The organism is Limnohabitans sp., from assembly GCF_031538885.1.
Classification (GTDB): Bacteria; Pseudomonadota; Gammaproteobacteria; order Burkholderiales; family Burkholderiaceae_C; genus Limnohabitans.
On record NZ_JAVKLW010000069.1, the window covers coordinates 21067 to 34980 of the forward strand.

Sequence of the window (13914 nt, forward strand, 5' to 3'; positions counted from 1 at the left end):
ATGAATGATTTGCTGCCACCTACCTCAGCCCAATGGGAATGGTTGGAAGACAAAGTGCGCGGCCTGATGGCGCGACACGCCTACCGCAACTTACGCACCCCCATCGTGGAGCCCACGGCTTTGTTTGTGCGTGGTTTGGGTGAGGTGACCGACATTGTGGAAAAGGAGATGTACTCCTTTGAAGACCGCTTGAATGGCGAGCAACTCACACTGCGTCCAGAGGCGACCGCTGGCGTGGTGCGCGCCGTGGTGGAGCACAACATGCTTTACGACGGTGGCAAACGCTTGTACTACATGGGGCCGATGTTTCGCCACGAACGCCCGCAACGTGGGCGCTATCGCCAGTTCCACCAAATCGGCGCAGAGGCTTTGGGTTTTCCCGGCGCAGAAGTCGATGCTGAACTCATTGTGTTGGCAGCCACGTTATGGCAAGAGCTGGGCTTACAAGATGTGCGCTTGGAACTCAATAGTTTGGGGCAACCCCACGAACGTGCGGCGCATCGCATCGCATTGATTGCGCATTTGGAACAACACCTCGACGTGTTGGATGAAGAAGCTAAGCGCCGCTTGCACAGCAACCCGCTGCGCATCTTGGACACCAAGAACCCAGTTATGCAAGCGCTGGTGGAAGCCGCGCCCAAGCTAATGGACTTTTTAGGCGAAGCCTCGTTGGCCCACTTCAACGCCGTGCGCGCGATTTTGGATGCCAGTGGCGTGAGCTACCGCATCAACCCACGCTTGGTGCGTGGCATGGACTACTACAACCTCACGGTGTTTGAGTTTGTGACCGATCGCTTGGGCTCGCAAGGCACGATTTGCGGTGGTGGCCGCTACGACTACCTGATTGAGCAAGTGGGTGGTAAATCCGCCCCTGCCGTGGGCTGGGCGCTGGGTGTAGAGCGTGTGCTGGAATTGCTCAAAGAGCAGGGCACCTTGCCACAAGCTGCGGGGCCTGACGTGTATGCCATCGTGCCCGATGCGGCTGCCTTGCCCGTGGTGTTTCAAACTATCCAAGCTTTGCGTGCGCAAGGCTTGTCTGTGCAAATGCACGCAGCGCAGGGCACGGGCGAGGGCATGGGCAGCATGAAATCGCAGTTCAAAAAAGCAGACGCGAGTGGCGCACAGTTGGCTTTGATTTTTGGTGAGGATGAGCTAGCGCAAGGCGAAGTGACCCTCAAATCTTTGCGTGATGGTGTGGGTACGCAAGCGACGGTACCTTTGACCGATGTCGCTGCTCGCGTAGCCGAGAAACTGGCGTAAACCACGGCCCAGCCTCAAACCACGGTCTGACACGTCGCACCCTACAATTCATTTCATTTTTTAGCTGAGCAACGACACCATGGCATCCCACCTCGACCTTGAAGAACAAGAACAACTTGACGAGCTGAAGCACTTTTGGAAGCGCTGGGGCGACCTCATCACCTGGGGACTGATTGCCGTGTTGGGTGGCTATGCCGCTTGGATGGGGTGGCAGTCCTATACGTCTAAGCAAGCCATGCAATCCGCCGCTTTGTACGACACGGTAGAGCGTGCCGCGATGGGGTCTGACATGGCCTTGCTCGACCGCTCGGTCACAGACATCAAAGACAAGTTCGCCAGTACCACTTACGCGCAACAGGCTGCGTTGCTGGCAGCGCGCGTGTACCAGGATAAAAACCGTAAAGCCGATGCCAAAGTGCAACTCACATGGGTTGCCGAAAAAGCCAGCGACGAGGGCTACCAAGCCTTGACCCGTTTGCGTTTGGCCTCCTTGCTGATCGATGACAAAGCCTACGACGAGGCACGCAAGCAACTCAGTGCCAAAACGCCTGATGCCTTTGCGCCTTTGATGGCCGACCGTTTGGGTGACTTGGCCATGTTGCAATCGCAACCTGCCGAGGCTGTGCAACATTACAAAAATGCGTGGAAAGGCTTCGAGCCCAACGCTGAGTACCGCCGTTTGGTGGCGGTGAAGTTGGCTGCCTTGGGCGCAGCCCCTGAAGAAGCACCCGTTGTGGAGAGCAAAAAGTGAACACCACATCGCTCAGCTGGACGAACATGATGCGCGTATGTGGCGTGCGCTTTGTTTTGGCTGGCGTCTGTGTCGCGCTTGCCGCTTGCGCGGGGTCATCACGCCCGAAACCCACTGAAATTCCCGGTGTCCCCGTCTTGCAAGACGTGCATGTCAGTTGGATAGCGACCCTCGGGAAGGTTGATTTCCCGTTGGTTGTGTCTGCCCGCGAAGACCGCATCGCTTTGGCGAACAGCCAAGGCGTGGTCGCGGTGCTGGATGCCACGACAGGCAAAGACGTGTGGCGCTTAACGTTGGACCAAGCCATCGCTGCCGGTGTGGGCAGTGATGGTCAGCAAGTGGCGGTGGTCACCCGCAGCAACGAACTCGTCATCTTGCAAGACGGCAAAGTGCAATGGCGCAAGAGCTTGCCTGCACAGTCCTTCACACCGCCCTTGGTTGCAGGTGCACGCGTGTTTGTACTCACGGCTGACCGCTCGGTCATGGCGTTTGATGGCAGCACTGGCCGCCAACTGTGGACGCAACAACGTCCGGGCGAACCTTTGGTGCTCAAACAAGCGGGCGTCATGTTGGCTTATAAAAACACCTTGTTGGTGGGGTTGTCTGGTCGCTTGGTCGCACTCGACCCCAATACAGGCGTGATTCGCTGGGAATCGGCCATTGCCACGCCGCGCGGCATCAATGACATTGAACGTTTGGTCGATTTGGTCAGCCCGTCAAGCCGTGTGGGTGAGGTGGTGTGTGTGCGTGCCTTTCAAACCTCAGTGGGTTGCGTGAACGCGGAACGTGGGCAGAGCGTGTGGACACGCCCCTCGGCTGGCGAAAACGGTATCAGTGGCAACGAAACTTTGTTGGTCACGCCTTTGTCGAACGGCGTGGTGCAGGCTTGGAGCCGAACCACTGGCGAACGCGTGTGGGACACCGACCGCTTGAAATACCGCATCTTGAGCGCACCTTTGGTGACGCCGCGTGGTGTGCTGGTGGCCGACAACGGCGGCTGGCTCTACCTGCTGTCGCTGGCGGATGGTGCGTTGCTCAACCGCATCAAGCTGGACAGCGAAGCGTTGGCAACAGCCCCTGTGTTGGCTGGTGAGCGCTATGTGGTGGTCACACGCGACGGTCGCGTGACAGGTCTCCAAATCCCGTAATTGGGAAGTTAAAGGATTCCGTTTTGAAACCCGTATTGGCCCTGGTGGGCCGCCCCAATGTTGGCAAGTCCACGTTGTTCAACCGTTTGACCAAATCGCGTGATGCCATCGTGGCCGACTTCGCGGGACTGACCCGCGACCGTCACTACGGCAACGCTCGTTTTGACAAGCACGAATTCATCGTCATCGACACGGGTGGCTTTGAGCCGACCGCCGACAAAGGCATCTACAAAGAAATGGCCCGTCAAACCCAGCAAGCCGTGGCCGAGGCAGATGTGGTGGTGTTTGTGGTGGATGCCCGTGGCGGCATCTCGGCCCAAGACCACGACATTGCGAACTACCTGCGTCGCTTGGGCAAGCCCACTATTTTGGTGGCCAACAAAGCCGAGGGCATGAAAGAGGGCGCTCAGTTGGTGGAGTTCTACGAGTTGGGCTTGGGTGAGGTGTTGCCTGTGTCGGCCTCACACGGTCAAGGCATCCGCGACATGATGGCGAGTGCTCTGGCACCTTTGAATTTGGCAGACCCCGACGACGACGACGCCGATGCCGATGCCGACAACGGCATCATCAAGCTGGCCGTCGCGGGCCGCCCCAACGTGGGCAAATCGACCCTCATCAACACGTGGCTAGGCGAAGAGCGCTTGGTGGCATTTGACATGCCGGGCACGACACGCGACGCCATCAGCGTGCCGTTTGAACGTAACGGTCAGATGTTTGAACTCATCGACACCGCTGGTTTGCGTCGCAAGGGCAAGGTGTTTGAAGCGATTGAGAAGTTCTCGGTCGTCAAAACTCTGCAAGCGATTGAGTCGGCCAATGTTGTTTTGCTGTTACTCGACGCTACCCAAGGTGTGACCGACCAAGATGCCCACATTGCCGGTTATATCTTGGAGAGCGGTCGCGCTGTGGTGGTTGCCGTGAACAAATGGGATGCGGTGGATTCGTACCAACGCGAATTGCTCATGCGCTCGATTGAGACGCGTTTGCCGTTTTTGAAGTTTGCTGCCATGCACTTCATCTCGGCCAAGAAGCGTCAAGGCTTGGGGCCGTTGTGGGGCGCGATTGCACAAGCGCACAAAGCGGCCATGTGCAAGATGCCCACACCCTTGCTCACGCGCTTGTTGCTGGAGGCCGTACAGTTTCAGTCACCCCAACGCGGTGGCATGTATCGCCCCAAGCTGCGTTACGCCCATCAAGGGGGCATGAATCCACCCATCATCGTGATTCATGGCAACTCGCTAGAGCATGTAACTGAGGCCTACAAACGGTTCTTGGAAGGGCGTTTTCGCAAGGCCTTTAATTTAGAAGGCACCCCCTTGCGAATTGAGATGAAGACCTCAAGTAACCCTTACGCAGATAAAGATAACTGAGTTCAAAAGCCCTCTGACTCTGTGGTAACGTGGTATTTCTTTTAATTATGCAGACACAGAGAATATCGTGAACACCGACAACTCAAAGAACAAAGGCCAACTGTTGCAAGACCCATTTTTGAACATCCTGCGCCGCGAGCATGTGCCAGTGTCCATTTATTTGGTCAACGGCATCAAGCTGCAAGGCCAAATCGAATCATTTGACCAATACGTGGTGTTGCTGCGCAACACGGTGACGCAAATGGTCTACAAACATGCCATCTCGACCATCGTGCCGGGCCGCGCTGTCAACTTCAACCCCACGGACGGTACAGGCAGTTCGCCTGAAGTCTGAGCTTGAACGCTCTGCGAAAAGGGCTGTTTCAGCCCTTTTTTTTACGTCTCCTTTTTAGACTGACCGCTTGAACGACACCTCTCAACCCACCGCTGGCACCACCATTTTGGTGGGGGTCGATTTTGGCTTGCCGCATTTCGATGGCGAGCTTGAAGAACTAGGGCTACTGGCTGAAACGGCGGGCCTCAAACCCGTAGCACGCATCACCTGCAAACGCAAAGCGCCAGATGCTGCCTTGTTTGTGGGCAGCGGCAAAGCCGATGAAATCAAAGCGTTGGCCCTCATGCATGGAGCCTCGGAGATTTTGTTTGACCAGTCCCTCAGCCCTGCACAACAACGCAACTTAGAACGCCACATGGGGCTGGCTGTGATTGACCGCACCTTGTTGATTTTGGAAATCTTTGCCCAGCGTGCGCGCAGCCACGAAGGCAAGTTGCAAGTTGAGTTAGCCAAGCTGCATTACCTCAGCACGCGCTTGGTGCGTCGCTGGTCGCACTTGGAGCGTCAAAGCGGCGGTATCGGTATGCGCGGTGGTCCCGGTGAGACCCAGATTGAGTTGGACCGCCGGATCATCAACGACGCCATCAAACGCACGCGTGAGCGGCTTGAAAAGGTCAAGAAGCAACGCAGCACCCAACGTCGCCAACGCAACCGCCGCGATGCATTCACCATTTCGCTGGTGGGCTATACCAACGCAGGTAAGTCCACTTTGTTCAATGCCTTGGTCAAAGCCCGCGCCTATGCGGCAGATCAGTTGTTTGCCACGCTAGACACCACCACTCGCCAGCTTTACTTGGGCAACCAAGACGGCACAGGCCGTTCGGTGTCGTTGTCGGACACGGTTGGCTTTATCCGTGATTTGCCGCACGGCTTGATTGATGCCTTTCAAGCTACCTTGCAAGATGCGGCGGATGCCACGCTGCTCATGCACGTGGTGGATGCGTCCAATCCCAATTACCCCGAGCAAATGGCGGAGGTGCAAAAAGTCTTGGCCGAAATTGGCGCAGCTGATGTCCCGCAAGTCTTGGTGCTCAACAAACTTGACGCTATGAGCCCTGAGACACGCCCGCTCCAATTGCACGACCACTACACCGTGGAAGGCCACAGCGTGCCACGCTTTTTTGTCAGCGCCCAAACAGGCGAGGGCTTGGCCGCCTTGCGTGAGTTTTTGGCACAAGAGGCCGTGGCCCAGATGCCAGCCGAAGACCATGCGAATTCGCAGGAATTGGAATGAGACCTGATTCATTAGGCACAATCGAGACTTCAGAGAAGAAAACAACGATACGCATGAACTCCAACACACACACGGTCAGCTCCACCTCTTGGCGCGCACGACTGCGCGGTATGTTCAACCTCAACGATGGTCGCTGGGGCCGAGACAAAGACGGCAATCCCACGTTTGACCCCAATGGGAGTCAACAGCCACCCGCGTCCAGCGACGAGAAAAAACCGCAAGCTGCGCCTTCGCGCCCCAACGCAGGTGGGCCGCCTGATTTGGATGAGTTATGGCGCGACTTCAACGCCAAGCTCACAGGGTTGTTTGGCAGCAAAAACGGTGGCTCAGAGCCTCCTAGTCACAACGGCGGCCCCACAGGCCCCAACTTCAAAGCGGCACGCTTTGGTGTGGGCGTGATCGGTGCTGTGGTCTTGGCGATTTGGATGAGCACGGGCTTTTTCATCGTGCAAGAAGGCCAGCAAGCAGTGATCACGCAGTTTGGCCGTTACCACGCCACGGTCGGTGCCGGTTTTAATTGGCGTTTGCCTTACCCGTTCCAGCGCCACGAGCTGGTGTTTGTCACGCAAATTCGCTCGGTCGACGTGGGACGCGACACCATCGTTAAATCCACGGGCTTGCGCGAGTCGGCCATGCTGACGGAAGACGAAAACATCCTCGAAATCAAGTTTGCCGTGCAATATCGTTTGACGGATGCGCGGGCCTATTTGTTCGAAACCAAGAACCCCACTGACACCGTCGTGCAAGCTGCTGAAACAGCCGTGCGTGAAGTGGTGGGCAAGATGAAGATGGATGCGGCCATGTCCGAAGAGCGGGACCAAATTGGTCCCCGCATTCGCACCATCATGCAGGCCATTCTTGACCAATACAAGGTCGGTGTCGAAGTGGTCGGCATCAATTTGCAGCAAGGTGGCGTGCGTCCACCCGAGCAAGTGCAAGCTGCCTTTGATGATGTGCTCAAAGCTGGCCAAGAACGCGAGCGCGCCAAGAATGAAGCCGAAGCCTATGCCAACGATGTGGTGCCCCGTGCCGTGGGCGCAGCCTCGCGCTTGAAGCAAGAGGCCGATGGCTACAAAGCCCGCATCGTGGCGCAAGCCGAGGGCGATGCCCAACGCTTCAAGTCCTTGGTGGGTGAGTATCAAAAAGCCCCGCAAGTCATGCGTGACCGTTTGTACATCGACGCCATGCAGCAGATTTACAGCAACACCACCAAAGTCTTGGTGGACACCAAGCAAGGCTCCAACTTGTTGTATTTGCCGCTGGACAAAATCATTCAGCAGAGCCACCAGCAAGCCACCAGTGCAGCACCTGCAACACCGACGGACCCCGCACACAACGCGGCAAACATCACCACCAACCCAGCGGCTGCGGCAGATGCCCGCGCACGCGATGGTCGTTCACGCGACCGTGATGGCCGTTGATAGGGAACGAACATGAAAAGCAACAAAATCGGTTTTTATATTTCCTCGGTGCTGGTGGTCTTGGCACTGATCAGCTCGACGCTGTTTGTCGTGGACCAACGCCAGTTTGGCGTGGTGTATTCCTTTGGCCAAATCAAGAACGTCATCACAGAGCCTGGCTTGAACATCAAGCTGCCGCCACCTTTTCAAAACGTGAGCTACATCGACAAGCGCTTGCTCACCCTTGATAACGCGGACACCGAGCCCATGCTCACGGCTGAAAAACAACGTGTGGTGATTGACTGGTATGCCCGTTGGCGCATCACCGACCCTTCGCAATACATTCGCAATGTGGGCTTGGATGAAAACGCAGGCGCGATTCAACTCGCCCGCGTGGTACGCAATGCATTTCAAGAAGAGATCAACAAACGCACCGTGAAAGAGTTGCTCTCACTCAAGCGTGAGGAGTTGCTGGAAAACGTCAAGCGTGAAGTGTTGGCTGCGGTCAAAGGCGCCAAGCCTTGGGGTGTGGATGTGATCGATGTGCGCATCACACGCTCTGACTACGTGGATGCAATCACCGAGTCGGTCTACCGCCGCATGGAAGCCGAGCGCAAACGCGTGGCCAATGAGTTGCGCTCTACAGGCGCCGCGGAGGGCGAGAAAATCCGCGCTGATGCAGACCGCCAACGCGAAGTCGCTTTAGCCAATGCCTATCGCGAAGCCCAAAAAATCAAAGGTGAGGGCGATGCCGAAGCTGCTCGTTTGTATGCTGACTCGTTTGGACGTGACGCCAACTTTGCCCAGTTCTACCGCAGCTTGGAAGCCTACAAAACCACGTTCAGCAAAAAGAGTGACGTGATGGTAGTCGACCCCTCTAGCGACTTCTTCAAAGCCCTGCGTGGCAGCGGTGGCACCAGCGCACCTGCATCCAAGAAGTAAAAGGCAGCTTGTATGAACTTGGACAGCCATACGCTGTGGCTTGCGTTTGGGTTGATGCTGGTCTTTGAAGGCCTCGTGCCCTTCGTCTCCCCCAAAGGGTGGCGCGACAAGATGACGCAAATCTTGGTACTCGAAGACGGACAAATCCGATTTTTTGGTTTGGTCTGTGTGTTGATCGGTTGCGTGATGGTGTGGTGGCTGAGTTAGCAGGCGATAAGCCCTGTAAAATCTCGGTTTTAACAGCCTCCCTTTATTTCATGTCTGCTTGGGTTCTGCCGGATCACATCGCCGATGTTCTGCCTTCTGAGGCCCGGCACATCGAAGAGCTGCGTCGTCTTTATTTGGACGCGGCAAGGGGCTATGGCTACGAGTTGGTCATGCCACCGTTGCTTGAGTACCTTGAATCATTGCTCTCAGGCACGGGGCGCGCACTGGATTTGCAAACCTTCAAATTAGTCGACCAACTTTCAGGGCGAACCCTAGGGCTGCGCGCTGACACCACGCCGCAAGTGGCCCGCATCGACGCCCATTTGCTCAACCGCGCGGGCGTGACGCGCCTGTGTTACTGCGGCCCTGTGCTGCACACACGCCCAGACCGCCCCTTTGCCACCCGTGAGCCCTTGCAGTTTGGCGCTGAAATATACGGCCATGCAGGCATCGAGGCAGACCTTGAAGTGCTGCATCTGGCCTTGGACAGCCTCAAGGCTGTGTCCATCAACCAATTCACGGTCGATTTGAGCGATGCCCGCATCGTGCCCGCTTTGCTAGACGGTGTGGCCTTAACCGCTCAAACCCGCGATGCTTTGCACAGCGCCTTGGCGGCCAAAGACACTTCAGGTGTTCAAGCGCTGACCAAAGATTTGCCCGTTCATGTGCGCACAGCCTTGCTGGCTTTGGTCAGCATGTATGGCGATGCATCTGTGCTGAACCAAGCTGAAAAAGCATTTGCTGCATGGCCTGTGGTCGTGCAAGCCTTGGCTGAATTGCGCCAAATTGCGACTGACTTGCGTGGTGTGCCCACCACCTTTGACTTGGCCGACTTGCGCGGCTACGCCTACTACAGCGGCGTGCGTTTTGCCATCTTTGTGCCTGGTGCCAGTGATGCCTTGGTGCGCGGCGGTCGCTACGACGAGGTGGGCGCGGTGTTTGGCCGCAAGCGGCCCGCCGTAGGATTCAGTTTGGACCTGAAAGAATTGGTCAGTGTGGTGCCCGTGCGTCCCCTCAAAGCCGCCATCCGCGCACCTTGGGGAACGGCCCAAGGCCTGCGCGAAGCCATTGCCGCCTTGCGTGCCAAGGGTGAAACCGTGGTCTGCATCATGCCGGGCCACGAGAGTGAAGTCGATGAATTTGACTGCGATCGTGAACTGATCGAAGTCGCCGGCCAATGGGCAGTGCAAGCTGTTCCCTTCGGTCAAGCCCTTTAATTTTTTAAGCAATCGAGTTGATATGAGTAAACCCGTAGGACAAACCGTGGCTGCAACCAAAGGCCGTAACGTCGTCGTGGTCGGCACCCAATGGGGTGACGAAGGCAAAGGCAAGTTGGTCGATTGGTTGACCGAAACCGCCACGGGCGTGGTTCGTTTCCAAGGCGGTCACAACGCAGGCCACACCTTGGTCATCAATGGCGTAAAAACCGCTTTGCACTTGATTCCCAGCGGCATCATGCGTCCGGGCGTGAAGTGCTACATCGGCAACGGTGTGGTGTTGTCTGCCACCAAGTTGCTGGAAGAAATTGCGGGCCTCGAAAAGGCGGGTGTGGAAGTGCGTTCACGCTTGCGCATCAGCGAAGCTTGCCCTTTGATCTTGCCTTACCACGCCGCGATTGACATCGCCCGTGAAGCTGCCAAAGAGAAAGCCGGTACCGCCAAGATCGGCACCACAGGCCGCGGCATTGGCCCTGCCTATGAAGACAAAATTGCCCGCCGCGCTTTGCGCGTGCAAGACCTGAAGCACCCCGAGCGCTTCGCCACCAAACTGCGTGAAAACCTCGAGTTGCATAACCACGTGTTGACTGACATCTTGCACGCACCTGCCGTGAACTACGACACCGTTTATAACGAAGCGATGGCCTACGCCAAAGAAATTTTGCCGATGGTGGCAGACGTCTCACGCGAACTGAACGAGGCCCACCAAGCGGGTGCCAACTTGTTGTTCGAGGGCGCACAAGGCACTTTGCTGGATGTGGACCACGGCACCTATCCCTTCGTCACCTCCAGCAACTGCGTCGCTGGCAACGCTGCTGCGGGCGCAGGCGTGGGCCCTGGCTTGTTGCACTACATCTTGGGCATCACCAAAGCCTATTGCACACGCGTGGGCGGAGGCCCATTCCCCACCGAGCTGGATTGGGAAACGCCCGGCAACCCCGGCTACCACATGTCTACGGTGGGCGCTGAAAAAGGCGTGACGACAGGTCGTTCGCGCCGTTGTGGCTGGTTCGATGCGGCCTTGCTCAAGCGCAGCGCACAAGTCAACGGCCTCACCGGCCTGTGCATCACCAAGCTCGACGTGCTCGACGGTTTGACCGAATTGCTGTTGTGCGTGGGCTATGAACTCGATGGCGAAAAGATCGATATCTTGCCCATGGGCGCCGACGAGATTTCACGTTGCAAACCCATCTACGAAACCATCCCCGGCTGGACCGACAGCACCGTGGGTGTGACCGACTACAACAAGCTGCCCAAGGCCGCCCAGCACTACCTGAACCGCATCGCTGAAACCACGGGCGTGCCCATCCACATGGTGTCCACCAGCCCAGACCGTGATCACACGATCTTGCTGACCCACCCCTACATCGCTTAATTTTTAAAGGATCAAACCATGTTGACTGAAGACGGCAAACACCTGTACGTGTCGTATGACGAGTACCACAACCTGATTGAGAAACTCGCCATCAAGATTCACCAATCGGGTTGGGAGTTCGACACCATTCTGTGCTTGGCACGAGGCGGCATGCGCCCGGGCGACATCTTGTCGCGCATCTTTGACAAGCCTTTGGCCATCATGTCTACCAGCTCCTACCGTGCCGATGTCGGTACCGTGCAAGGCCATTTGGACATTGCCCGCTTCATCACCACACCCAAAGGCGAAATCGCGGGCCGCGTGCTGTTGGTGGATGACTTGGCTGACACCGGTCACACCTTGAAGGCCGTGGTGGACCAGCTCAAAAACAACTATGCGCCCATCACTGAGTTGCGCACCGCTGTGATCTGGACAAAGGGCGTGTCTGCGTTTGCGCCTGATTACTCGATGGACTACTTGCCCACCAACCCTTGGATTCATCAACCGTTCGAGCCGTATGACAACATGCGACCCGCGGCTTTGCTGGAGAAGTGGAAGGTTTAACTTCAGCCCTTGACGGCGACTCGTCCTGATGACTGGTTTTAAAAATCCGCTTCGGCGGATTTTTTCGTTTCTCGGCTGGTTAATATCGCTGCATGTCACGCAGCACCGACCTCATTCACCACCCGTATCAACCCCCCGCTGAGTTCGAAGCGCCGCAAGTGGGGGTGTTCAAAGCCTCGACGGTGATCTTTCCGAACGTGGCCGCCATGCGCACACGCGAGTGGCTGGACAAGTCGGCCTACACCTACGGCTTGCACGGCACTCCCACCACCTTCACGCTGGAAGAGCGCTTGGCCACGCTGGAAGGCGGCACCCATTGCATCCTCACACCCAGTGGCTTGGCGGCGATTGCGCATGTCGATTTCGCGCTGCTGAAAACAGGCGATGAGGTGTTGATTCCGGACAACGCCTATGCCCCCAACAAGTCCTTGGCTGAGGGCGAGTTGGCGCGGTTTGACATCACGCATCAGGTGTATGACCCGCTGGATGTGAGCGACTTGGCCGCTCGCATCACAGCGCGCACACGCTTGGTGTGGCTCGAAGCGGCAGGTTCGCTGACGATGGAGTTCCCAGACTTGGTGGCCATGGTGCAGCTGTGCAAAGCCCGTGGCGTGCTGTGCGCACTCGACAACACCTGGGGCGCAGGCTTGGCCTTCAATGCGTTTGACCTCACGCCAGGGCAGGGCGATGCCTCACTAGGCGTAGACCTGACCATCCATGCCCTCACCAAATACCCCAGTGGTGGTGGCGATGTGTTGATGGGCAGCATCGTCACGCGCAGCGATGCGTTAGCGCGTGTGTTGAAACTCAGCCACATGCGCATGGGCACAGGCGTGGGGGCCAACGATGCCGAGGCGGTGTTGCGCGCTTTGCCCAGCTTGCCGCTGCGCTACCACGCCCAAGACCTCGCTGCACGCAGCTTGGCCACTTGGTGCGCATCACAGCCCGCATTCAGCCAAGTGCTGCATCCTGCCCTCAGCGGTTCACCCGGTCACACGCATTGGCAGCAGCTGTGCGTCACGCCACAAGCGCCCGAGGGTTTGGCAGCCGGCATTTTCAGCGTGGTGATGGACGAAAGGTTCACCGCATCACAAGTCGATGCGTTTTGTGAAGCCTTGCAATTGTTCAAAATTGGGTACAGCTGGGGTGGTCCCATGAGCTTGGTCATGCCCTACAACATGGCCTCTAGCCGCACACGGTCGACGGCCCACATGCAAAGAGGGCGTGTGGTGCGGTTTTGCATCGGGCTGGAGGATGTGCATGATTTACAAAACGATGTGTCGCGAGCGCTGAAACTCGCGCATTGATAAAAACCAAACCTAGATGAGGAGGAGGCATGCAGCAACTGGTACCTGACGAGGCACATGACCGTATTGACATCCACCCCATTCGCCTGATCGACCCTTTACGCTGGCTGTGGCATGGCTTGTGCGACATGGTGTCGCAGCCTTTGATTTCACTTTTTTATGGGATGTGTTTTTGGTTGATGGCGCTGATTTTGTTGGCGGTCTTCAAAAGTAATCCCGAGTACACCTTGTCAGCGGTGTCTGGCTTTTTGCTGATCAGTCCATTTTTGGCGATGGGTTTGTATGACGTGAGCATGCACATGGAGCGCGGTGAGCCGCCGAGCATGGGCAGTTCTCTCACCTGCTGGGAGTCGCACATTCGCAGCATGAGCATGCTCATCATGGTCATGGTGGTGATGGAGTTGTTGTGGGGCCGTGCATCACTGGTGGTGTTTGCCGTGTTTTTCAACAGTGCGGGCATGCCCACCACGGCCACGGTGCTAGAAGCTGTATTCAACCCGCAAAACTGGGAATTTATTGCGGCTTACATTTGCGTAGGCGGCTTCTTTGCAGGGCTGGTGTTCGCCAGCATGATGGTGTCGATCCCCATGATTTTGGACCGCGACACAGACGCCGTCACCGCCTGCATCACCAGCTTGCGTGTGTTTGTGGACCGCACCGCGGTGTCTGTGTTTTGGGGCGCATTGATCACACTGTTGGTGGTGTTGGCCATGCTGCCTTCAGCCGCAGGCTTGTTGGTGGTGGGGCCTTGGCTGGGTTTTACCAGTTGGCATGCTTACCGCGCTGCGGTGCATGTGACGCCAGCATCAGCGGCGTGATGCGCTAG

14 protein-coding genes are annotated in these 13914 nt (G+C 57.1%); all 14 read left to right on the plus strand.

Going from position 1 to position 13914, the window contains the following annotated elements:
- The 14 genes from hisS to RMS03_RS05585 all read left to right on the plus strand — a co-directional run bounded on the left by hisS (position 1) and on the right by RMS03_RS05585 (position 13906).
- Positions 1-1260 carry a histidine--tRNA ligase gene (gene hisS, locus RMS03_RS05520; protein ID WP_310626125.1) on the plus strand — a complete coding sequence of 420 codons (1260 nt, stop codon included), beginning with the start codon at positions 1-3 and terminating at the stop codon, positions 1258-1260.
- Positions 1261-1339: 79 nt separating this feature from the next.
- Positions 1340-2011: a tetratricopeptide repeat protein gene (locus tag RMS03_RS05525; protein WP_310626096.1), complete on the plus strand. Its 672-nt coding sequence runs from the start codon at positions 1340-1342 to the stop codon at positions 2009-2011.
- Positions 2008-3159 carry an outer membrane protein assembly factor BamB gene (gene bamB / locus RMS03_RS05530; protein ID WP_310626097.1) on the plus strand — a complete coding sequence of 384 codons (1152 nt, stop codon included), beginning with the start codon at positions 2008-2010 and terminating at the stop codon, positions 3157-3159. Before RMS03_RS05525 ends, bamB begins: the two co-directional genes overlap by 4 nt.
- Positions 3160-3182: 23 nt before the next feature.
- Complete coding sequence (gene der / locus RMS03_RS05535) at positions 3183-4529, plus strand: ribosome biogenesis GTPase Der (protein ID WP_310626098.1); 1347 nt, start codon at positions 3183-3185, stop codon at positions 4527-4529.
- Positions 4530-4596: 67 nt separating this feature from the next.
- Positions 4597-4863, plus strand: a complete 267-nt coding sequence (hfq, locus tag RMS03_RS05540) for an RNA chaperone Hfq (RefSeq protein ID WP_104798699.1) — start codon at positions 4597-4599, stop codon at positions 4861-4863.
- Between the two features lie 67 nt (positions 4864-4930).
- On the plus strand, positions 4931-6097 hold the full coding sequence (gene hflX, locus RMS03_RS05545) for a GTPase HflX (RefSeq protein WP_310626099.1): 1167 nt from the start codon (positions 4931-4933) through the stop codon (positions 6095-6097).
- A gap of 53 nt (positions 6098-6150) precedes the next feature.
- Entirely contained in the window at positions 6151-7518 is a 1368-nt protein-coding gene (gene hflK, locus RMS03_RS05550) for an FtsH protease activity modulator HflK (protein ID WP_310626100.1), read from the plus strand.
- Positions 7519-7530: 12 nt separating this feature from the next.
- Complete coding sequence (gene hflC, locus RMS03_RS05555; RefSeq protein WP_310626101.1) at positions 7531-8439, plus strand: protease modulator HflC; 909 nt, start codon at positions 7531-7533, stop codon at positions 8437-8439.
- 12 nt (positions 8440-8451) lie between these two features.
- Entirely contained in the window at positions 8452-8646 is a 195-nt protein-coding gene (locus RMS03_RS05560; protein ID WP_310626102.1) for a DUF2065 domain-containing protein, read from the plus strand.
- A gap of 50 nt (positions 8647-8696) precedes the next feature.
- Positions 8697-9863: an ATP phosphoribosyltransferase regulatory subunit gene (locus RMS03_RS05565; protein WP_310626103.1), complete on the plus strand. Its 1167-nt coding sequence runs from the start codon at positions 8697-8699 to the stop codon at positions 9861-9863.
- A gap of 46 nt (positions 9864-9909) precedes the next feature.
- The gene (locus tag RMS03_RS05570; RefSeq protein WP_310626126.1) at positions 9910-11238 is read left to right on the plus strand and encodes an adenylosuccinate synthase; all 1329 of its coding nucleotides are present in this window, start codon (positions 9910-9912) and stop codon (positions 11236-11238) included.
- A gap of 18 nt (positions 11239-11256) precedes the next feature.
- Positions 11257-11781, plus strand: coding sequence for a phosphoribosyltransferase (locus tag RMS03_RS05575; protein ID WP_310626104.1), 525 nt, complete (start codon positions 11257-11259; stop codon positions 11779-11781).
- A 92-nt stretch (positions 11782-11873) separates the two neighbouring features.
- A complete protein-coding gene (locus RMS03_RS05580; RefSeq protein WP_310626105.1) occupies positions 11874-13088 on the plus strand; it encodes a PLP-dependent transferase in 1215 nt (404 codons plus the stop codon).
- A 29-nt stretch (positions 13089-13117) separates the two neighbouring features.
- Positions 13118-13906, plus strand: coding sequence for a DUF2189 domain-containing protein (locus RMS03_RS05585; protein ID WP_310626106.1), 789 nt, complete (start codon positions 13118-13120; stop codon positions 13904-13906).
- The last annotated feature ends 8 nt before the right edge of the window (positions 13907-13914 follow it).